This is a genomic window from Variovorax sp. H27-G14 (genome assembly GCF_046156345.1).
GTDB lineage: Bacteria > Pseudomonadota > Gammaproteobacteria > Burkholderiales > Burkholderiaceae_C > Variovorax.
The window spans coordinates 111,906-131,619 of record NZ_JAYLVN010000016.1 but is presented as its reverse complement, the minus strand read 5'-3'; the positions used below and the strand labels follow the sequence as shown (position 1 = coordinate 131,619).

Here is a 19,714-nt window from a genome sequence, read left to right as displayed (position 1 = left end):
CTAAAGGGCCCCGAATGTCCTCGAGCTGCGCCTTGCTTGGCGCCTTACTTGGCACCGAAGCGATAGACGCCGTCTTTCCCCAGCTCGCGCTTCACCTGGCCCGCGAACCACAGCAGGTGCAGGTGGGCCACGGACTCGCCCATTGCAAAGGTCATCTGGTGCAGGTCGAGCTCGCGCTTGAACAGAATGGGCAGGCCTTCGGCCGCGGTCATGGGGTTGGTCAGGCAGGCTTCGAGCAACTCGGCCAGGCGGTCGCGGTGGTGCTCCTGCAACTGCTCGACGCGGCGGTGGATGCCGGTGAAGGGCTTGCCGTGCGACGGCAGGCCCAGCGTGTCGGCCGGCAGCGCCTTGAACTTGTCGATGCTGTCCAGAAACAGGCGCAGCGAGTTCGCCTCGGGCTCGCCCGCGTGCACGCTCACGTTGGTGGAAATGCGCGGCAGCATCATGTCGCCGCCCAGCAGCAGCTTTTGTTCGTCGCAGTACAGCGCAATGTGCTCGGGCGCGTGGCCGTAGCCGCTGATGCAGCGCCAGGCGTGGCCGTCGATGGTGACGGTGTCGCCGTCCAGCATTCGCACGAAGCTGTCGGGCACCGAGGGCACCATGTCCGCGTAGTAGTTGGTGCGCGCGCGGATCTTGGCAATGGCCTCGGGGTTGGTCAGGCCGTGCGAGGCGAAGAAATTGGCGGCCTGCTCGCCGCCCGCGAGCGTGTCGCTGCCGGTGGTGAGCACGCGGGCCACGTGGTAGTCGGTGGAGCTGATCCACATCGGCACCTTCCAGCGCTGGCACAGCCAGTGGGCCAGGCCGATGTGGTCGGGGTGCATGTGGGTGACGATGACGCGCAGGATGGGCAGGCCCTGCAGCTGCGTCTCGAAGATCTGCTCCCACTGCGCACGCGACTCGTCGTGCGCGATGCAGCAGTCGACCACCGTCCAGCCCGCCACGCCGTCAATGGTGTCGCGCAGCAGCCAGAGGTTGATGTGGTCCAGCGCAAAGGGCAGCCGCATGCGGATCCAGCGCACACCGGGCGCCACTTCCATCGCTTCGCCGGGCTGGGGCAGCGTGTCGCCCAGGGGGTAGTGGAGTTCGCGTTCGAGGAGGTTCATGTAAGATTGACGTTTACGTAAACGTCATGGGTTGATGGCACCATTGTAGGGACCGCGGCGCAAAGCTGCTGTCGCCCGCGCAACGCCCCTCTCGCTGCCGTTTTGCCGCTGCTTTGCCGCCTTTTTTGCCGCAGTCACCGACGTCCCCTTCGTTCATGCCCGCCGCCACCTTCACCATCAGCCAGCTCGCCAAGGAGTTCGACCTCACGACGCGGGCCATCCGCTTCTACGAGGACATGGGCCTGCTCACGCCCGAGCGCGTCGGCCTGCAGCGCGTGTACAGCGCGCGCGACCGGGCGCGGCTCACGCTCACCCTGCGCGCCAAGCGCCTGGGCCTGAGCCTGACGGAGGCCAAGGACATCCTGGACATGTACGACAGCCCGCGCGACACGGTGCCGCAGCTGGAAAAATTTCTTGGCGTGCTGGGCACCCACCGGGCGCAGCTGGAGGCGCAACTGACCGAGCTGCAGGCCAACCTCGCGGAAGTGCGCGCCCACGAGAAAAAAGGGCGCGCCACGCTGGTCAAGGCGCAAAACCTGAGCAAGGCAAGCAAGGTGACCAAGGCTGCCAAGCCTGCGAAACCGGCCAACGGCCCGAAGTCTGCCGAAGCCAAGGCCTGAAACACCCGCCTCATCGACAATAGAGCCACTATGTCCGACAACCTCGAAGACCTCTTTGCCCACAACCGTGCCTGGTCCGCACAAATGGAACGAGACCGGCCTGGTTTCTTCACCAGCCTGGTCAAGCAGCAAACGCCGCGCTACATGTGGATCGGCTGCTCCGACAGCCGCGTGCCCGCCAACCAGATCACCGGCCTCGAGCCCGGCGAGGTGTTCGTGCACCGCAACGTGGCCAACATCGTGGTGCACTCCGACCTGAACGCGCTCTCGGCGATCCAGTTCGCGGTGGAGCACCTGAAGGTAGAGCACATCATGGTGGTGGGCCACTACGGCTGCGCCGGCGTCAAGGCCGCGCTCAGCGGCAAGCGCATCGGCCTGGCCGACAACTGGATCCGCCACATTCAGGACGTGCGCGACCGCCACCACGTCATGCTCGAAAGCCTGCCCGAAGAAGCCCGTGTCGACGCCCTGTGCGAACTCAACGTGGCCGAGCAGGTGGTCAACGTGGCCGTCAGCACGGTGATGGTCGACGCCTGGGCGCGCGGCCAGAAGGTCAAGATCCATGGCTGGACCTTCGGCGTGCACGACGGCCTGCTGCAGGACCTGGGCCTGAGCGTCGACGGTGCCAAGCCGCTGGACGCGGTCTACAAGGCCGCCGTGCAGCGCATCCGCTACAAGTGGAGCAAGCCCGGCGAAGTGATGCAGTCGCTGACCACGCAGGGCGCGCAGGTGAACCAGGCCGTGCAGGAGGCGCAGGCCATGTCGCCGCAGCCCGAGGCCGATGCCTCCGACGCCGCCGGTCCTGCCGCGGCCTGAGCGGCCGGCGCTGCACACGGTCTTTCGCAGCCCGTTCCTTCATGTTCCCGCAGCGCCTCGACTCGCCGCTGGCCTATGACATCGCGAAGGCGATGATGGACGGCTTCAACCGCCACTACCGGTTGTTTCGCGCGGAGTCGGCGCGGGCCAAGCACCGCTTCGAAACCGCTGACTGGCACGGCCAGCGGCGCGCCCAGCGCGAGCGCATCGAGTTCTACGACCTGCGCGTGAGCGAGGCCGTGGCCCGGCTCGAGAAAGAGTTCAAGGCCGGCGAGCAGCCCATGGATGTGTGGCACCAGGTCAAGCTGCACTACATCGGCCTGCTGGTGGACCACCACCAGCCCGAGCTGGCCGAGAGCTTCTTCAACTCGGTGACCACCAAGATCCTGCACCGCGCGTACTTTCAGAACGACTTCATCTTCGTGCGCCCGGCCATCAGCACCGAGTACATCGAGCCGCGCGGCGCGCCCACCTACCGTGCCTACTACCCCGCGGCTGCAACGCTGGCCGGCACCGTGGAGCAGATGCTCGACGACTTCGCGCTGCTGGGCGGCTTTGCCGACAAGCAGCGCGACGCGCAGCGCGTGGCGCAGGTCATTCTGAGCCGATTCCACCAGGTCAAGCTGCGCGCCAACTTTCAGCTGCAGGTGCTCTCAGGGCTGTTCTTTCGCAACAAGGGCGCCTACGTGGTCGGCAAGATCATGAACGGCTTCGTCGAAATTCCGTTCTCGCTGCCGATCCTGCACGACAGCCACGGCAGGTTCTACGTTGACGCGGCGCTGTTCGGCGAAGACGACCTGCAGATGCTGTTCAGCTTTGCGCGCGCCTACTTCATGGTCGACATGGAAGTGCCCTCGGCGTGGGTGCAATTTTTGCGCTCGCTCATGCCGCGCAAGCCGCGCGCCGAGATCTACAACGCGCTGGGCCTGGCCAAGCAGGGCAAGACGCTTTTCTACCGCGACTTTCTGTCGCACCTGAACTATTCGAGCGACCGCTTTCGCATTGCGCCCGGCATCAAGGGCATGGTGATGCTGGTGTTCGACCTGCCGTCGTTTCCGTTCGTGTTCAAGCTCATCAAGGACTTCTATCCGCCGCAGAAGGACACCACGCGCGAGCAGATCAAGGGCAAGTACATGCTCGTGAAGCAGCACGACCGCGTGGGCCGCATGGCCGACACGCTGGAGTACAGCGACGTGGGTTTTCCGCTCGACCGCTTCGAGCCGGGGTTGATCGAAGAGATTCAGAAGTTTGCGCCCAGCCAGCTCGAAATTGGCGACCGCGACGGCAACGGGGAGATGGAGGTGGTGCTCAAGCACGTCTACATCGAGCGCCGCATGATCCCGCTGAACATCTACCTGCAGGAGGCCTTCGACACGCTGGCGCACCCCGAGAGCCCGGCGCATGCCCAACGCGCGAAAGACCAGCTGGAGCATGCGGTGGTCGAGTACGGCAACGCCATCAAGGACATGGTGGCGGCCAACATCTTTCCGGGCGACATGCTGTGGAAGAACTTTGGCGTCACGCGCGGCGGCAAGGTGGTGTTCTACGACTACGACGAGATCGAATACGTCACCGACTGCAAGTTTCGCAAGGTGCCCACGCCGCGCAACGAAGAAGAAGAAATGAGCGGCGAAATCTGGTACGCGGTGGGCCCGAAAGACGTGTTCCCCGAGACCTTCGAGCCCTTTCTGCTGGGCAACCCCGATGTGCGCGCCGCCTTCATGGCGCACCACGCCGACCTGCTCGACGCGGCCTTCTGGCAGCACCACAAGGAACGCATCCAGGCCGGGCAGATGCTCGATGTGTTTCCGTACGAAGAGTCGCAGCGCTTTGCCCACGAGGGGCACGAGGCGAATGCCGGGCCCCAGGGGCACGCACCGCACTTCTGAGCGTTTGTTTTTTTGTTTGTCTGTTTTCGCTTCGCTTCCACATTACTGAAGGAGACCTCCACATGTCCGAATCCATCGTCATCGTCGGCCTGGCCCGCACCCCCATGGGCAGCTTCCAGGGCGACTTTTCTTCGCTCAGCGCGCACGACCTGGGCGGCGCCGCCATCAAGGCCGCCATGGAGCGCGCGGGCATTGCGCCCGACAGCGTGGGCGAAGTGCTGTTCGGCAACTGCCTGATGGCCGGCCAGGGCCAAGCGCCGGCGCGCCAGGCGGCCTACAAGGGCGGCCTGCCCGACAGCGCGGGGGCGGTCACGCTCAGCAAGATGTGCGGCTCGGCCATGAAGGCCGCGATGCTGTCTTACGACATGCTGCTGGCCGGCACGCACGACGTGATGGTGGCCGGCGGCATGGAAAGCATGACCAACGCGCCCTACCTCATGCTCAAGGGGCGTGGCGGCTACCGCATGGGCCACGACCGCATCTTCGACCACATGATGCTCGACGGCCTGGAAGACGCCTACCAGCCGGGCCGCTCGATGGGCACCTTCGGCGAAGACTGCGCGGCCAAGTACAAGTTCACGCGCGAGCAGCAGGACGCGTTTGCCATCGCCAGCGTGGAACGCGCCAAGAAGGCGACCGACACGGGCCTGTTCAAGGACGAGATCGTGCCCGTCACGGTGAAGGGCCGCGGCGGCGACACGGTGATCTCCATCGACGAAGGCCCGGGCAAGGTCAAGCTCGACAAGATCCCCACGCTCAGGCCCGCGTTCAAGAAAGAGAACGGCACCATCACCGCCGCGTCGAGCTCGTCGATCAACGACGGCGCCGCCGCGCTGGTCATGATGACCGAGTCGCACGCGAAGAAGATCGGCGCCAGGCCCATCGCCCGCATCGTCGGCCACGCCACGCACGCGCAGCAGCCCGAGTGGTTTTCCACCGCGCCCGTGGGCGCCGTCGCCAAGCTGTTCAAGAAGACCGGCTGGACGGTGAAGGACGTCGACCTGTGGGAGGTGAACGAAGCCTTTGCCGTGGTGCCGATGGCGCTGATGCACGAGCTGGACGTGTCGCATGAGATCGTCAACGTGCACGGCGGCGCCTGCGCGCTGGGCCACCCGATCGGCGCGAGCGGCGCACGCATCATGGTCACGCTGATCCATGCGCTGAAGGCGCGCGGCAAGAAGCGCGGCGTGGCCACGCTGTGCATCGGCGGGGGCGAAGGCACCGCGGTGGCACTTGAATTGATTTGAATCAACATTAATTAACCTTTAATTCATCAATTAATGTTTTGAATTGTCTTTATTGTGTAGATTGATTTCCCCACTCCAACCCTGCTGATACCATTCCGCGCCCGCCGCCGTTAAAGTCAAACGCCGGCGGACGCGAATTGGAATTCAGAGGAATGGAATGAGTGAGCAAACAAATGCGGCCCGCGTGGCCACCGGTGCGCCTCGGCAGGCGGCAGGAAAATATCTCAAAAGGTGGTTCGACGCCTTCAAATTTCCGGTGGCGGCGGCTTTTCTGGTAATTGCATTTGTATTTGCAGATTTGCCGGAAGCAAAGGGCGACGATCTGCTGTTGAAATTGACGGCATTGAGCCGCAAGGGTGCCGTTGCATTGTGCAACCCCGCACACATAGAAAATGAGCTTTCCGTTCAAATTGACGGAAATTCACGCAATCGCGAATTCAATGGGAATTTTTCTTCCATTGGAAATTCGCCAAATCAATTGCTTTCCGGGAATTATTCAAAATTCCAGTCGAGCGAACTCACCGTCTGCAAGCTCCAGTTGCGGGTGGCCGGCGGGCAGTTTTGCGGCAGCGATTCCGCGCGCACGCAGCGGCTGATCGGCCGGCGGGTGCAGCCCCGCATGCGCATGGTGGGCGAGCCCGGGTTCTACGACCATGGGTACGAGCTGGCGCACGACGCCACGCAACGCACCGTCCTCGGATGGCGGGAGCCCGCCGGGGCGTGCCCTGCGGCCGTGGACATCGTTACGGCGGTCCGTTGAATGGCAATGCCTTGGCGCGGCCCGTTCCCCTGGCCCGCGCTGTGCGCCGGGGCCATTCTTTTCACCGCTTGCGTCTTGCTGTTGTACGAGTCGGCGCGCGAATACCTGCCGCGCCGCGGAATGGGCCATTTCGACGTGCAGCACGCCGGCGCATTGAGCGCCGAGCGGCGGGCCGCCTACGAGCAGGAGCTTTTCAGCGAGCTGTCGCAATGGAGCCGCCCCAGCCGCCGCTATCCGAGCGCTGCAGGCGTCGGCCGGCGTGAAAGACGATGGCGCCAGATGTCGCACGACGGCTTCGAGCTGGCGCACATCGCCTTGCAGGTACTCCAGCCCGACGGCGGCTTCGTCTATCCGCTGGACGCCCCGATGCGCCGGCTGCAGGTGCTCGCCGAGCAAGGCGATGCCGGCGCCATGTGCCTCATGAGCGGACTGGTCGCCCAAGCCCGGCGCGCACGCCTGGCGCCTGCGCATGTCGAACTGGCCAGGCAATGGCTGCAGCGCGGCGCCGAGCGCGGCCATGCGGAGTGCCAGTTGCAACTGGGGCGCCGGCTGCTGCTGGGCCGTGAGGGCTGGCCCAAGGACACGCAGCGCGGCCTGGCGCTGGAGCTGGCGGCCCGCCGCGCGGGATACGCCCACGACGTGGACGGGTTGACGACGTATTTCCAGAGCCGATGGTCGAGCGACCCCGCCGACCTTGCACGCATCTATTGCTGGCAGTCGATCGATGCGCAGTCGCGCATGGCCGACGGGCCGCAGCGCATGCTTGTGCTGCTGCGCAGCGATGCGCAACGCACCGCTTCCGTGGCGCTGGCAGGCCTTGCAGACCGGCTCGAACGCACGCGCTTCACGCTGCAGGCGTGTGTGGATCTGAGCACGCGCTGAGCGCTTCGGCGCAGGAAGGGTCGATGCCTAGAATGGGAGTTTCGCCCCCTTCCTGGAGACCTCTTTCATGCATTCGGCCATTCCCCGCAACACCCTCGCCGCACTGATCGCCCTGGCTTTTCTGGCACCCGCCGCCTGGGCCCAAAAGCGCGACAACGTGCTGTTCCAGGCCGCCACCGACGAGCAGCCCGCGGTGATCAAGACGCTGGAGAAGCTCGTCAACATCGAGACCGGCACCGGTGACGCCGAAGGCATTGCCGCCGCCGGCACCTACCTCGAAGGCGAGCTCAAGAGCCTGGGCTTCACCGTCACGCGCAGCAAGTCGGCCGGCATCGTGGTGGGCGACAACATCGTGGGCAAGCTCAAGGGCCGCGGCGGCAAGAACCTGCTGCTGCTCTCGCACATGGACACCGTGTACCTGAAGGGCACGCTCGCCAAGGCGCCGTTCAAGGTCGAGGGCGACAAGGCCTACGGCCCCGGCATCGCCGACGACAAGGGCGGCAACGCCGTCGTCCTGCACACGCTCAAGCTGCTGAAGGACTACGGCGTGCGCGACTACGGCACCATCACCGTGCTGTTCAACACCGACGAAGAAAAAGGCTCCTTTGGCTCGCGCGACCTGATCCAGGAAGAGGCCAAGCTGGCCGACTACGTGCTCTCGTTCGAGCCCACCGGCGCCGGCGACGAAAAGCTCTCGCTGGGCACCTCGGGCATTGCCTACGTGCAGGTCAACATCACCGGCAAGGCCTCGCATGCGGGCGCCGCGCCGGAGCTGGGCGTGAACGCGCTGGTCGAGGCCTCCGACCTGGTGCTGCGCACCATGAACATCGACGACAAGGCGAAGAACCTGCGCTTCAACTGGACCATTGCCAAGGCCGGCAACGTGTCCAACATCATCCCGGCCAGCGCCACGCTGAACGCCGACGTGCGCTACGCGCGCAACGAAGACTTCGATGCCGCCATGAAGACGCTGGAAGAACGCGCGCAGCAAAAGAAGCTGCCCGAGGCCGACGTCAAGGTGCTCGTCACGCGCGGCCGCCCGGCCTTCAACGCGGGTGAAGGCGGCAAGAAGCTGGTCGACAAGGCCGTGGGCTTCTACAAGGAAGCCGGCGGCACCCTGGGCGTGGAAGAGCGCACCGGCGGCGGCACCGACGCGGCCTACGCGGCGCTGTCGGGCAAGCCAGTCATCGAAAGCCTGGGCCTGCCCGGCTTCGGCTACCACAGCGACAAGGCCGAGTACGTGGACATCAGCGCCATTCCGCGCCGCCTGTACATGGCTGCGCGCTTGATCATGGATTTGGGCGCCGGCAAGTAACCCGCCGCGATTCAGAAAAAAGACAGGAGACAACGCCATGCTGCTCAGCCCCGACCAGGAAGCCATCCGCGACGCGGTGCGCGACTTTGCACAAGCCGAACTCTGGCCCCACGCCCCCGCGTGGGACCGCGAGCACAGCTTTCCCAAGGAAGTGCACCGGGGCCTTGCGGCGCTGGGCGCCTATGGCATCTGCGTGCCGGAAGAGCATGGCGGCGCCGGCCTCGACTACCTCACGCTGGCGCTGGTGCTGGAAGAAATTGCGGCCGGCGACGGCGGCACCAGCACCGCCATCAGCGTGACCAACTGCCCGGTCAACGCCATCCTCATGCGCTACGGCAACCCGCAGCAGAAGAAGCAATGGCTGGAGCCGCTGGCGCAGGGGCAGATGCTCGGCGCCTTCTGCCTCACCGAGCCGCAGGCCGGCAGCGACGCATCGAGCCTGCGCACCATGGCGCGCAAGGACGGCGACGGCTATGTGATCGACGGCGTGAAGCAGTTCATCACCAGCGGCAAGAACGGCCAGGTGGCCATCGTCATCGCGGTGACCGACAAGGGCGCGGGCAAGCGCGGCATGAGCGCGTTCATCGTGCCGACCGACGCGCCCGGCTACAACGTGGCGCGGCTGGAAGACAAGCTGGGCCAGCACAGCAGCGACACCGCGCAGATCAACTTCGACGGCTGCCGCATTCCGCGCGAGAACCTCATCGGCGCGGAAGGCGAGGGCTACAAGATCGCCCTGGGCGCGCTCGAAGGCGGGCGCATCGGCATCGCCGCGCAGAGCGTGGGCATGGCGCGCAGCGCCTTCGATGTGGCGCTGGCCTATGCCAAGGAGCGCCAGGCTTTCGGCGGCGCCATCTTCGAGCAGCAGGCCGTGGGCTTTCGCCTGGCCGAATGCGCGACGCAACTCGAGGCCGCGCGCCAGCTGATCTGGCATGCCGCGAGCCTGCGCGACGCCGGCCGGCCGTGCCTGAAGGAAGCCGCCATGGCCAAGCTGTTCGCCAGCGAGATGGCCGAGCGCGTGTGCAGCGCGGCCATCCAGACACTGGGCGGCTACGGCTACGTGAACGACTTTCCGCTGGAGCGCATTTACCGCGACGTGCGTGTGTGCCAGATCTACGAAGGCACGTCGGACATTCAGAAGCTGTTGATCCAGCGCGCACTGGCGTGAGCGCGCGCCGCCGCGTGCCGGTGATACGGCTGGCAGCGGTGGTTCTGTTGCTGGCATTGGCCGTCTGGACGGTCGTTGTAGAACCGCGCTGGGTGGCGTCGCGCGTCGAGCCGCTGAGCCATGCACAGTGGCAGGCGCCGCCCGGCCTCAAGGTGGCGATGGCAGGGGACTGGCACCTGAGCACGCGCTCGCTGTGGCGCGTGACCAGCACCGACCGCGCCGCACGCATCGTCGACGACATCAATGCCGCGCAACCCGACGTGATCCTGCTGCCGGGCGACTTTCTGGCGGGCTCGGGCGACGACGAAGCGCTGTCCATCGAGGACATGGCCGCCGTGCTCGGTCGGCTGAAGGCGCCGCAGGGCGTGTATGCGGTGCTGGGCAATCACGACTGGTGGCATGACGGCCCACGCACGGCCAAGGCGCTGTTGGCGCAGGGCATTCATGTGCTGGAGAACGACGCGGTGCGGCTGCCCGGCCACGCGCTCTGGGTGGTCGGCATCGGCGACCACTCCACGGGCCATTCGCAGCCCGACAAGGCGCTGGCCGGCGTGCCGCAGGGCGCGGCCACGCTGATCATGATGCATGACCCCTTCAGCTTCGCGACCATGCCGCGCACGCAGGGTCTGGTGGTCGCCGCACACACGCACGGCGGTCAGATTCGCGTGCCGGGCTACGGCGCGCTGGTGGTGCCGGGCGCCGCACCGCGCGAGTGGGCCTATGGCTGGATCGCGCACAAGGGCAAGCGCATGTACGTGACCAGCGGCCTGGGCGTGAGCATTCTCCCGGTGCGCTTCAACATGCGGCCGGAGTGGGTGATGTTCCAGTAGCGCTGTTCACGTAGCGCCCCCGTAGCGCCTCGGTAGTGGCGCGCTAGTGGCGCGGTGCGGCCGTGTCATCGGTTTCGATGACAGACAGGCTGGCGCCGGCGGCGCAGCATGGCGGTCTCTTTGTCGGAGGTCTTTGCCATGTCGAGTTTCTTCAAGCCCGTTCCCTTTTCGCTGACCCTGCTGTGGGGTGCCATCGGCCTTGCCGCGCAGGCCCAGCCCGCCGCCGCGCCGGACATCGCCACGCTCACCGCGAGCGATGCCGTGCAGCAGCTGTGCGCCGGCACCGTCACCAGCGAACAGCTGGTCACGGCCTACCTCGCGCAGGCCAAGGCCAGGCCCAACCTGAACGCCTTCATCACGCTCGACGAGGCCGGTGCGCTGAAAGCCGCGCGCGCGGCCGACGCCAACCGCAAGCGCGGTGGCGCCTGCAAGCCGCTGGCGGGCCTGCCGGTGGTCATCAAGGACAACATCCAGGTCAAGGGGCTGCCCGCCAGCGCCGGCACGCCCGCGCTCAAGGGCTTCGTGCCCGCCGCCGATGCACCCGTGGTCGCCAAGCTGCGCGCGGCCGGCGCGGTCATTCTGGGCAAGACGAACATGCACGAGCTGGCCTTCGGGGCCACCGGCTACAACCCCGCGTTCCAGACCGGGCCCGAGGTCGGTGTGCGCAACGCCTACGACGCAAGCCGCATCGCGGGCGGGTCGTCGTCGGGCAACGGCGCGGCGCTGGGTGCGCGCATGGCGCCGGCGGCACTGGGCACGGACACGGGCGGCTCGGTGCGCATTCCGTGCGCGTTCAACGGTTGCGCGTCGCTGCGCCCGAGCATGGGCCGCTACGCGCAGCAGGGCATTGCACCGATCTCGCACACACGCGACACCGCCGGGCCAATGGCGCAGTCGATGGCCGACGTGGCGCTGCTCGACCGTGTGATCGCCGGCGGCGCGGCCCTGAAGCCAGTCGACCTGAAACGCGTGCGCCTGGGCTTGGTGCCGGCCTTCTATGCCAACCTGGACGCGGACACGCGCGCCGTCACAGACGCCGCGCTCGCCAAGCTGCGCGCAGCCGGCGTCACGCTGGTGGACGTGAAGATGCCGAAGCTCATGGAACTCAACGGGGCCATCGGCTTTCCGCTGGCGCTCTACGAAGCGCACGACGACATGGTGGCCTACCTTGCGAAGTACCGAACCGGCATCGACATCGCGCAGCTCGCGGCCGGCATCGCGAGCCCGGATGTCAAGGGCACCTTCGACGCCTTCGTGATTCCGCGCAAGCTGCCCGCGGCCAACGGCACGGTCGACGCCAAGCCGGTCTACGACAACGCCATGCGCGTGGCGCGGCCGGCCTTGCAGAAGCTCTACCGCGACACCTTCGCGAAGAACCGGCTCGACGCGCTGGTGTTCCCGACGGTGCCGCGCGTGGCCCTGGTAGCCGCGCCAGAGGCCAGCAGCCCGGAGAACTTCGGCGCGTTGATCCAGAACACCGACCCCGGCAGCAACGCCGGCATTCCGGGTGTGCAGTTGCCCTCGGGCCTGGGCGCGACGAGCGGCTTGCCGGTGGGGCTGGAGCTGGATGGCCCGGCGGGCAGCGACCGCCAGCTGCTGGCGGTCGGGCTCGCGGTGGAGGGCGTGCTCGGCCGCTTGCCGGCACCCAAGGCGAAGTAAGCCAAGGGCGCGAAGGGCGCAAAGGAGGGCGGCTTCCGCCCGGTCAGCGCGGTGCCAGCCCGGCCAGCGCCGAGCGCCGTTCGATGCCGAGCTTGTCGAAGATGCGCCGCAGGTAGGTACGCACCGTCGGCACGCTCACGGCCATGCGCCGCGCGATCTCCTTGTCGGTCAGGCCTTCGCCCACGGCGCGCGCAACCTCCTGCTCGCGCGTGCTCAAGGCGCTCCACGGGGCGTTGCAAGGCACTGGCACCGGCACGGCCACCGCGGCCGCCGTGCGCTGCGCCCGCTGCAGCGCCCCGACGAACGCAGGCTCGATCAGGTCGAGCAGCGCCTTCTCGTGATCGCCGAAATCGCCGCGCGCCTTGCACCGCCAGATGCGCAGGTCGCCCAGCGCACGGTCGCCTTCGAAGGCGTGCAGGTTCATGCCCCAGTGCAGCCCGTCGCGCGAGAGAAAGTCGTTGAAGAACGGCGTGCGCATCAGCGCGCGCTGCGGCATGACCTCGGTCACGCGCGTGGCGCGGCGGCGCGACTGCAGCACGAAGGTGATGGGGTCGTGGTGCTGGTGCCACTCACCGTAGCGGTCGAGGTTGGCCGGGTCCATGTTGATGGCCACGCGGCCGTCGAAGCGGCTGCTGCGTTCGTTCCACACGAAGGAGGCGAACTGGTCGGCCCGCAGCAGGTCGAGCAGCGCCCGGCCCAGGTGCTCGCGCACGTCGTGTTCGCCGCGCTCTTGCGCCAGCAGTGTGAAAACGTCGCGCAGCGCATGCTGTTCGGAGCCTGTCAGGTACATCGCCGCCTCGCTTTTCCTGTGTGCCGGAGCAAGGCTAGCGTTTAGCAAGCGCCGCGCCAAGCGTGCATGCCCGGGTGGCTCGGAGCGCCCGTGCGGCCTGCTCCGGGGTTGCCCCAGCGGCGCTGCGCCCGCGAGGTGTTCCAATAGAGGCCTTCATGAGCGCCACTGATTCCACCACCGGACCTTGCCCCTGCGGGCGTACCGACCGCCGCGACAAGCCCATCGGCTATGCCCTGTGCTGCGGCCGCTACCTCGACGATTTCGACCACACCCCCGCGCCCGACGCCGAATCGCTGATGCGTTCGCGCTACTCGGCCTTTGTGCTGGAGCGCGCCGAATACCTGCTCGCCACCTGGGACCCGGCGAAGCGGCCGGCCTCCATCGAGTTCGAGCCGGGCGTCAAATGGCTGGGGCTGGACATTCGCTCGCGCTCCGTGCTCGACGCGGACCATGCCGAGGTCGAGTTCGTCGCCCGCCAGCGCAGCGCGGCCACGGGTGCGGCCACCCGGCTGCACGAGCGCAGCCGCTTCGTGCGCAACGGCGAGCGCTGGTTCTACCTCGACGGCGACCTGCAACTGCCCCTGGCTTGACGCACGGCGCCGGGGCTCGCACAATCGGCCCCGCTCCGGGGTGCACACACGTGGTGTGCTGAGATGGCAAAGCTGCCGACCCGCGAACTTGATCCGGGTCATACCGGCGTAAGAAGAGCTGCACTCCCTGACTTCGGTCCGTCACTCCCCCTTTTGTGACGGGCTTTTGCCGAAGTCCATCGAGCGATTGCGGAGCACCCTTTCCTCAACAAGGAGTGCCTCCCGATGAATGCCCCCGACAAGTTCACCACGCTGCTTTCGCTCACGCGCGAGCCGTTTCCCGCGTCCCACAAGTGCCTGATTCCGGGCAGCCGGCCCGACCTCAACGTGCCGGTGCGCGACGTGCTGCTGACCAACGGCGAGACCGTGTCGCTCTACGACACCTCGGGCCCGTACACAGACGCCAAGGTCGAGATCGACGTGCGCCGCGGCCTGCCCAGCGTGCGGGCCGAATGGATCGCCGAGCGCAACGACACCGAAAGTTACGAAGGCCGCTCGCACCAGGCGCTCGACGAAGGGCTCAAGCACGCCCACGATCACGACCAGGATGCCCAGCGCCTGGCTGAACTGCGCGCCGCCGCGTCGGCATTGCAGCGCACGCCGCGCCGCGCCAGGTCGGGCGCCAATGTCACGCAGATGCACTACGCCCGCCGCGGCATCGTCACGCCCGAGATGGAGTACGTGGCGCTGCGCGAGAACGGCAAGCGCGAGTGGATGGCCGAGTACCTGGCCAACGAGGAGCGCGCCAGGCGCGTGGCCGGCAACCCGATGGGCGCGCAGATTCCGCGCATCATCACGCCCGAATTCGTGCGCGACGAGGTGGCCCGCGGCCGCGCCATCATTCCGGCCAACATCAACCACCCCGAGGTCGAGCCGATGGCCATCGGGCGCAACTTCAAGGTGAAGATCAACGCCAACATCGGCAACTCGGCCGTTACCTCGAGCATCGAGGAAGAGGTCGAAAAGCTGGTGTGGGCCATTCGCTGGGGCGCCGACAACGTGATGGACCTGTCGACCGGCAAGAACATCCACACCACGCGCGACTGGATCGTGCGCAACAGCCCGGTGCCCATTGGCACCGTGCCGATCTACCAGGCGCTGGAGAAGGTGGGCGGCGTGGCCGAGGACCTGACCTGGGAGATCTTTCGCGACACGCTGATCGAGCAGGCCGAGCAGGGCATCGACTACTTCACCATCCACGCCGGCGTGCGCCTGCCGTTCATTCACCTCACGGCGGACCGCATGACGGGCATCGTGTCGCGCGGCGGCTCGATCATGGCCAAGTGGTGCATTGCGCACCACAAGGAGAGCTTTCTGTACGAGCGCTTCGAGGACATCTGCGACATCATGAAGGCGTACGACGTGAGCTTTTCGCTGGGCGACGGCCTGCGCCCCGGCTCGGGCGCGGACGCCAACGACGAGGCGCAGTTTGCCGAACTGCGCACGCTGGGCGAGCTCACCAAGGTCGCGTGGAAGCACGACGTGCAGACCATGATCGAAGGCCCGGGCCATGTGCCCATGCACATGATTCAGGCCAACATGGACGAGCAGATCAAGCACTGCCACGAGGCGCCGTTCTACACGCTCGGCCCGCTGACCATCGACATTGCGCCGGGCTACGACCACATCTCCAGCGCCATTGGCGCGGCCATGATCGGCTGGGCCGGCACCGCGATGCTGTGCTACGTGACGCCCAAGGAGCACCTGGGCCTGCCCGACCGCGACGACGTGAAGCAGGGAATCATTGCCTACAAGATCGCCGCGCACGCGGCGGACGTGGCCAAGGGGCACCCGGGCGCCCGCTCGCGCGACGATGCGCTGAGCAAGGCACGCTTCGAGTTCCGCTGGCAGGACCAGTTCAACCTGGGCCTGGACCCGGACACCGCGCGCGAATTTCACGACGAGACGCTGCCCAAGGACTCTAGCAAGGTGGCGCACTTCTGCTCGATGTGCGGCCCCAAGTTCTGCTCGATGAAGATCACGCAGGAAGTGCGCGAGTACGCCGCGAAGAAGGGCGTGGCCGAGGCGGCAGCCGTGGCCGAGGGCATGCAGGAGAAGTCGAAGGAGTTCATGGCGGGTGGCGCAGAGATGTACATCCCGATCCGCTCCATAGCCTGAGTTACCGAGTGCGACAAAGGGCGGCGTTCGAGGGGGCGTTGCTACCATGGGGCCAACCCCCAGAAACTTCGCTCCGCAATGACCCCTTTTCCCTTTGCCGCCGTTCTCTTCGATTGCGACGGCGTGCTCGTCGACTCCGAACCCATCACCAACCGCGTGCTCGCCGAAATGCTCGGCGAGCTCGGTTGGCATCTGAGCACCGAAGAGTCGATGAACACCTTCACCGGCAAGGCCGTGAAGGACGAGGCCCCGCTCATCGAGGCCAAGACCGGCGTGAAGATCACCGACGAGTGGCTCAAGGCCTTTCGGGCGCGCCGCAACGAGGCGCTGGAGCGCGACCTGGTCGCCATTCCGAACGCGCCGGCCGCCATCCGCGAGATTCATGCAAGGCTGAAGGGCCGCATTGCCTGTGCCTCTGGCGCGGACCGCTACAAGGTCGAATTGCAGCTGGCCAAGGTCGGGCTGCTCGACTGTTTTCAGGGCCGCATTTTCAGCGGCCATGAAATGCCCCGTTCCAAGCCGCACCCCGACGTATACCTGGCCGCGGCCGAGGCGCTGGGTGTGGACCCGAAGCGTTGCGCGATCGTCGAGGACACGGTCACCGGCGCCATGGCCGGCGTGGCCGCGGGTGCCACGGTGTTCGGCTACAGCACGGGCGAGTCGGGCCACAGCGGCCCTGGCCCATTGTTGAGCGTGGGCGTGACGCGCGTGTTCAGCGACATGGCCGAATTGCCGGGGTTGCTGTCGGGTTACGGGCTGCAGCCGGCCTGAGTTTCTGATGGAATAACGGCCATCCCAGAACGGCACACAGGAACAGCACCCTCATGACTTCCGAATACAAAACCGAGCAGCCCGATCGCACCGAGATCGATGCGCTCACGGGCCCGGCCGTGGTCGAGTTCGGCACCAACTGGTGCGGCATCTGCAAGGCCGCGCAGCCGAACATTGCCGAGGCCTTTGCCAAGTACCCGAATGTGCGCCGCATCAAGGTGGAAGACGGCAGCGGCCGGCCGCTGGGGCGTTCGTTCAATGTGCGCCTGTGGCCCACGCTGGTGTTCATGCGGGACGGCAAGGAAGTGGCGAAGCTGGTGCGGCCGGAAGACAGTCAGTCGATTTCTGATGCGCTGGCTTTGATTGACGCGTCGGTCTGAATTTTTGCCGTTGTTCGTTCGGGGCGACGCTCACGCCGACGGAGTGCCTTGCTCCGCGAATGTCCCCCGGGGCTGCGCCCCTCCTCCTTTATTTCGCTGCGCAAGGCACCCCATCGACGTGAGCGTTTTCAGAGCACTGGTTGATCGTGCGATCACCCAGAGCGTGCCCTGGTGCACAGGGCGTCGGGTGCTCCCCGCAGCGAAATAAAGGAGGAGCGAAGCGGGGGACATTCGCGGAGGGGAGTACCCGGCGGCCTGTGCACGCGCCCTGAACAACGGCACCAATAACAAAGGCGCCCAAGCTACAACCCCCGCAGACGAAAGTCACGCGGCGCATGCCCCGTCCACTGCAGGAACGCGCGTGAAAAACTCTTCTCGTTGCGAAACCCCACCGCCAACGCCACCTGCTTGATCGGCCGCGTGGTCCGACGCAGTTGGTCGACCGCCATCTCGTGACGCACCTCGTTCTTCAGCACCTGCAGCGAGGTTCCCTCCTCATGCAATTGCCGATGCAGCGTGCGGCTAGACACATTGAGCAGCGTGGCCAGCGCCTCCGCCGTGGTCGCCTCGCTGGCGCGTGAACGCAGCAACTCGCGCACACGCCGCCCCAACAACCGGTCACGCCGGTACTGCAGGATCGTCAACGGCAACGCACGCTTGAGCATCGTGCGCAACGCACGCTCGTCACGCTGAAGCGGCAACGCCAGATAGCGCTCGTCGAAACTGATGCTCGCCTGCGCCGCGCCAAAGCTCACGTCGGGCGTGAACATCGGGGCATAGGCATCGGCGTGCGGCGGCGCGGCAAACGGAAAGCTCGCATGACGCAACGAAATGCGCGAGTCGATCGCCCAGCACATGTAGCCGTGCATGAAGCGCAGACTGGTCACCAGACAGAACTCCCGGAACGCATCGCCGAGCGGGCGGTGCTCGGTGATGCGCAAGGTGGCCACGCCGCCCGCCACCTCCAACGCCAGGCCGATGTCCTCGGTCAGCAACCGGTGATGCCGGCACCAGCGCTTGATGGCCACGCCCAGGTCGGGCGCGGTGAGGGACGCGCGGCACAGCATGCCGTAGCTGCCCCAGGGCAGGCGCCGTGAGAACCAGCCGAGCGCCTCGTCGTCCAGCTCCTGCATGGCGTGGTCCGACAGCGCCTCGAACTGCGCGGCCGTCACCCGCGCGCCCGGCCGGGCGAGTTCGCGCGGCGTGATCTGTGCCGCTTTCAGCGCCTCGGCAGGGTCTTTGCCGTAGCGCTCGTAACCCTGCACGATGGCTCTCACGAAGGCCATGGGCGTGACGGCGCGGGCGGGTCGAAGGAACGAGGGTGACGACATGGCTGGGGCAGGCAGGGCGTGGCGCAATTTGCAACCATTGTGGCGCCAATTGCGGCGCGCCCGGGCGTAAGCTGTGTTTCTTTCAAGCGCCATTCAGCGCGGGTAGCACTGCGCGCCGACCCCCTCAGAGGAGACAACACACATGCACGATCCCGGCCTGAACTTCGACCTGGGCGAGGACATCGACTCGCTGCGCAGCGCCATCCAGGACTTTGCCGCGAACGAAATCGCACCGCGCGCCGCCGACATCGACCGCGACAACCTGTTCCCACATGACCTGTGGCAAAAGCTCGGCGAGCTCGGCCTGCACGGCATGACGGTGAAGGAAGAGTTCGGCGGCACCGAGCTGGGCTACCTGGCCCACATCGTGGCCATGGAAGAAGTCTCGCGCGCCTCGGCCTCGGTGGGCCTGTCGTACGGCGCGCACTCCAACCTGTGCGTGAACCAGATCCACCGCAACGGCAGCGACGCGCAGAAGAAAAAATACCTGCCCAAGCTGGTGAGCGGCGAGCACGTGGGCGCGCTGGCCATGAGCGAGCCCAACGCCGGCTCCGACGTGGTCAGCATGAAGCTCAAGGCCGAGAAGAAGAACGGCTACTACGTGCTCAACGGCGGCAAGATGTGGATCACCAACGGCGGCGACGCCGACACGCTGGTCATCTACGCCAAGACCGAGCCCGAGATGGGCGCGCGCGGCATGACGGCCTTCATCGTCGAGAAGAACTACAAGGGCTTCTCGGCCGGCACCAAGCTCGACAAGCTCGGCATGCGCGGCTCCAACACCTACCCGCTGTTCTTCGACAACTGCGAAGTGCCCGAAGAAAACGTGCTGGGCGGCGAAGGCCTGGGCGCGAAGGTGCTCATGAGCGGGCTCGACTACGAACGCGCGGTGCTGTCGGGTGGCCCGCTGGGCATCATGGCGGCGTGCATGGACGCGGTGCTGCCCTTCGTGCATGAGCGCAAGCAGTTCGGCCAGAGCATCGGCGAGTTCCAGCTGATGCAGGGCAAGCTGGCCGACATGTATTCGACCTGGCAGGCCACGCGCGCCTATGTGTATGCCGTGGGCAAGGCCTGCGACCGCAACGACCATGCGCGCACCTTCCGCAAGGACGCGGCCGGTGCCATTCTGTATTCGGCCGAGAAGGCGACGTGGATGGCTGGCGAGGCCATTCAGGCGCTGGGCGGCGTGGGGTACACGAAGGACTTTCCGGTCGAGCGGCTGTGGCGCGATGCCAAGCTGTATGAGATTGGCGCGGGTACGAGCGAGATTCGGCGGATGCTGATTGGGCGCGAGCTGTTCGCAGAGACCGCCTAGGATGAAGCGAGCTGCCCCCTCTTGCCCCCTCTCCCTCTGGGAGAGGGCTGGGGTGAGGGCAGCAGCGATCGAGTCGAGAACCGCGCCTCGTCCAGGGCCGGTCACCCTCACCCCAACCCTCTCCCCAAGG

General features: G+C 66.5%; 18 protein-coding genes and 1 riboswitch. Of the genes, 15 read left to right on the top strand and 3 right to left on the bottom strand.

The genetic code is table 11. From position 1 onward, the window contains the following. Positions 1–44: 44 nt before the first annotated feature. Positions 45–1,103, bottom strand: coding sequence for an MBL fold metallo-hydrolase (locus VLK31_RS27790; protein WP_409171707.1), 1,059 nt, complete (start codon positions 1,101–1,103; stop codon positions 45–47). A 155-nt stretch (positions 1,104–1,258) separates the two neighbouring features. On the opposite strand from VLK31_RS27790, the gene VLK31_RS27785 reads away from it, so the two are divergent. The 10 genes from VLK31_RS27785 (at position 1,259) to iaaH (ending at position 12,289) form a co-directional block, all read left to right on the top strand. Further along, complete coding sequence (locus VLK31_RS27785) at positions 1,259–1,723, top strand: MerR family transcriptional regulator (RefSeq protein ID WP_409171706.1); 465 nt, start codon at positions 1,259–1,261, stop codon at positions 1,721–1,723. Between the two features lie 30 nt (positions 1,724–1,753). Continuing rightward, positions 1,754–2,539, top strand: a complete 786-nt coding sequence (gene can, locus VLK31_RS27780; RefSeq protein ID WP_409171705.1) for a carbonate dehydratase — start codon at positions 1,754–1,756, stop codon at positions 2,537–2,539. Between the two features lie 41 nt (positions 2,540–2,580). Continuing rightward, positions 2,581–4,428, top strand: a complete 1,848-nt coding sequence (gene aceK / locus VLK31_RS27775; RefSeq protein WP_409171704.1) for a bifunctional isocitrate dehydrogenase kinase/phosphatase — start codon at positions 2,581–2,583, stop codon at positions 4,426–4,428. Positions 4,429–4,490: 62 nt separating this feature from the next. Then, positions 4,491–5,675 (top strand): acetyl-CoA C-acyltransferase, encoded by a 1,185-nt coding sequence (locus VLK31_RS27770; RefSeq protein WP_409171703.1) that lies wholly within the window; start codon positions 4,491–4,493, stop codon positions 5,673–5,675. A gap of 157 nt (positions 5,676–5,832) precedes the next feature. Beyond that, positions 5,833–6,435: a hypothetical protein gene (locus VLK31_RS27765; RefSeq protein WP_409171702.1), complete on the top strand. Its 603-nt coding sequence runs from the start codon at positions 5,833–5,835 to the stop codon at positions 6,433–6,435. Continuing rightward, positions 6,436–7,317: a hypothetical protein gene (locus VLK31_RS27760; protein WP_409171701.1), complete on the top strand. Its 882-nt coding sequence runs from the start codon at positions 6,436–6,438 to the stop codon at positions 7,315–7,317. 67 nt (positions 7,318–7,384) lie between these two features. Next, positions 7,385–8,632: a glutamate carboxypeptidase gene (locus VLK31_RS27755; protein ID WP_409171700.1), complete on the top strand. Its 1,248-nt coding sequence runs from the start codon at positions 7,385–7,387 to the stop codon at positions 8,630–8,632. 37 nt (positions 8,633–8,669) lie between these two features. Next, positions 8,670–9,800, top strand: coding sequence for an acyl-CoA dehydrogenase family protein (locus VLK31_RS27750; protein WP_409171699.1), 1,131 nt, complete (start codon positions 8,670–8,672; stop codon positions 9,798–9,800). After that, positions 9,797–10,630 (top strand): metallophosphoesterase, encoded by an 834-nt coding sequence (locus tag VLK31_RS27745; protein ID WP_409171698.1) that lies wholly within the window; start codon positions 9,797–9,799, stop codon positions 10,628–10,630. Before VLK31_RS27750 ends, VLK31_RS27745 begins: the two co-directional genes overlap by 4 nt. Positions 10,631–10,768: 138 nt before the next feature. Next, on the top strand, positions 10,769–12,289 hold the full coding sequence (gene iaaH / locus VLK31_RS27740; RefSeq protein WP_409171697.1) for an indoleacetamide hydrolase: 1,521 nt from the start codon (positions 10,769–10,771) through the stop codon (positions 12,287–12,289). A gap of 43 nt (positions 12,290–12,332) precedes the next feature. Here the strand turns inward: iaaH and VLK31_RS27735 are convergent, their stop codons facing one another. After that, entirely contained in the window at positions 12,333–13,079 is a 747-nt protein-coding gene (locus VLK31_RS27735; protein ID WP_409171696.1) for a response regulator transcription factor, read from the bottom strand. A 155-nt stretch (positions 13,080–13,234) separates the two neighbouring features. On the opposite strand from VLK31_RS27735, the gene VLK31_RS27730 reads away from it, so the two are divergent. The 4 genes from VLK31_RS27730 (at position 13,235) to VLK31_RS27715 (ending at position 16,938) form a co-directional block, all read left to right on the top strand. Then, on the top strand, positions 13,235–13,669 hold the full coding sequence (locus VLK31_RS27730; RefSeq protein ID WP_409171695.1) for a YchJ family protein: 435 nt from the start codon (positions 13,235–13,237) through the stop codon (positions 13,667–13,669). 26 nt (positions 13,670–13,695) lie between these two features. Then, positions 13,696–13,801: riboswitch (TPP riboswitch) on the top strand. Between the two features lie 93 nt (positions 13,802–13,894). Then, on the top strand, positions 13,895–15,787 hold the full coding sequence (gene thiC / locus VLK31_RS27725) for a phosphomethylpyrimidine synthase ThiC (protein WP_409171694.1): 1,893 nt from the start codon (positions 13,895–13,897) through the stop codon (positions 15,785–15,787). A 78-nt stretch (positions 15,788–15,865) separates the two neighbouring features. Continuing rightward, positions 15,866–16,558, top strand: coding sequence for an HAD family hydrolase (locus VLK31_RS27720; RefSeq protein WP_409171693.1), 693 nt, complete (start codon positions 15,866–15,868; stop codon positions 16,556–16,558). A 53-nt stretch (positions 16,559–16,611) separates the two neighbouring features. Further along, on the top strand, positions 16,612–16,938 hold the full coding sequence (locus VLK31_RS27715) for a thioredoxin family protein (RefSeq protein ID WP_409171692.1): 327 nt from the start codon (positions 16,612–16,614) through the stop codon (positions 16,936–16,938). 302 nt (positions 16,939–17,240) lie between these two features. Here VLK31_RS27715 and VLK31_RS27710 read toward each other — a convergent pair whose 3' ends face one another. Next, the gene (locus VLK31_RS27710; protein ID WP_409171691.1) at positions 17,241–18,269 is read right to left on the bottom strand and encodes an AraC family transcriptional regulator; all 1,029 of its coding nucleotides are present in this window, start codon (positions 18,267–18,269) and stop codon (positions 17,241–17,243) included. 142 nt (positions 18,270–18,411) lie between these two features. Here VLK31_RS27710 and VLK31_RS27705 point away from each other — a divergent pair, with 142 nt between their 5' ends. Further along, complete coding sequence (locus VLK31_RS27705) at positions 18,412–19,584, top strand: isovaleryl-CoA dehydrogenase (RefSeq protein ID WP_409171690.1); 1,173 nt, start codon at positions 18,412–18,414, stop codon at positions 19,582–19,584. Positions 19,585–19,714 lie beyond the last annotated feature (130 nt).

Excerpts from the sequence above, each read along its gene's own strand:
- VLK31_RS27720 (WP_409171693.1), top strand. The coding sequence starts at position 15,866 with ATGACCCCTTTTCCCTTTGCCGCCGTTCTCTTCGATTGCGACGGCGTG.
- VLK31_RS27755 (WP_409171700.1), top strand. The coding sequence starts at position 7,385 with ATGCATTCGGCCATTCCCCGCAACACCCTCGCCGCACTGATCGCCCTG.
- VLK31_RS27770 (WP_409171703.1), top strand. The coding sequence starts at position 4,491 with ATGTCCGAATCCATCGTCATCGTCGGCCTGGCCCGCACCCCCATGGGC.
- VLK31_RS27765 (WP_409171702.1), top strand. The coding sequence starts at position 5,833 with ATGAGTGAGCAAACAAATGCGGCCCGCGTGGCCACCGGTGCGCCTCGG.
- VLK31_RS27735 (WP_409171696.1), bottom strand. The coding sequence starts at position 13,079 with ATGTACCTGACAGGCTCCGAACAGCATGCGCTGCGCGACGTTTTCACA.
- VLK31_RS27750 (WP_409171699.1), top strand. The coding sequence starts at position 8,670 with ATGCTGCTCAGCCCCGACCAGGAAGCCATCCGCGACGCGGTGCGCGAC.
- VLK31_RS27730 (WP_409171695.1), top strand. The coding sequence starts at position 13,235 with ATGAGCGCCACTGATTCCACCACCGGACCTTGCCCCTGCGGGCGTACC.
- VLK31_RS27710 (WP_409171691.1), bottom strand. The coding sequence starts at position 18,269 with ATGTCGTCACCCTCGTTCCTTCGACCCGCCCGCGCCGTCACGCCCATG.
- can (WP_409171705.1), top strand. The coding sequence starts at position 1,754 with ATGTCCGACAACCTCGAAGACCTCTTTGCCCACAACCGTGCCTGGTCC.
- aceK (WP_409171704.1), top strand. The coding sequence starts at position 2,581 with ATGTTCCCGCAGCGCCTCGACTCGCCGCTGGCCTATGACATCGCGAAG.
- VLK31_RS27760 (WP_409171701.1), top strand. The coding sequence starts at position 6,436 with ATGGCAATGCCTTGGCGCGGCCCGTTCCCCTGGCCCGCGCTGTGCGCC.
- VLK31_RS27715 (WP_409171692.1), top strand. The coding sequence starts at position 16,612 with ATGACTTCCGAATACAAAACCGAGCAGCCCGATCGCACCGAGATCGAT.
- thiC (WP_409171694.1), top strand. The coding sequence starts at position 13,895 with ATGAATGCCCCCGACAAGTTCACCACGCTGCTTTCGCTCACGCGCGAG.
- VLK31_RS27790 (WP_409171707.1), bottom strand. The coding sequence starts at position 1,103 with ATGAACCTCCTCGAACGCGAACTCCACTACCCCCTGGGCGACACGCTG.
- VLK31_RS27705 (WP_409171690.1), top strand. The coding sequence starts at position 18,412 with ATGCACGATCCCGGCCTGAACTTCGACCTGGGCGAGGACATCGACTCG.
- VLK31_RS27785 (WP_409171706.1), top strand. The coding sequence starts at position 1,259 with ATGCCCGCCGCCACCTTCACCATCAGCCAGCTCGCCAAGGAGTTCGAC.
- iaaH (WP_409171697.1), top strand. The coding sequence starts at position 10,769 with ATGTCGAGTTTCTTCAAGCCCGTTCCCTTTTCGCTGACCCTGCTGTGG.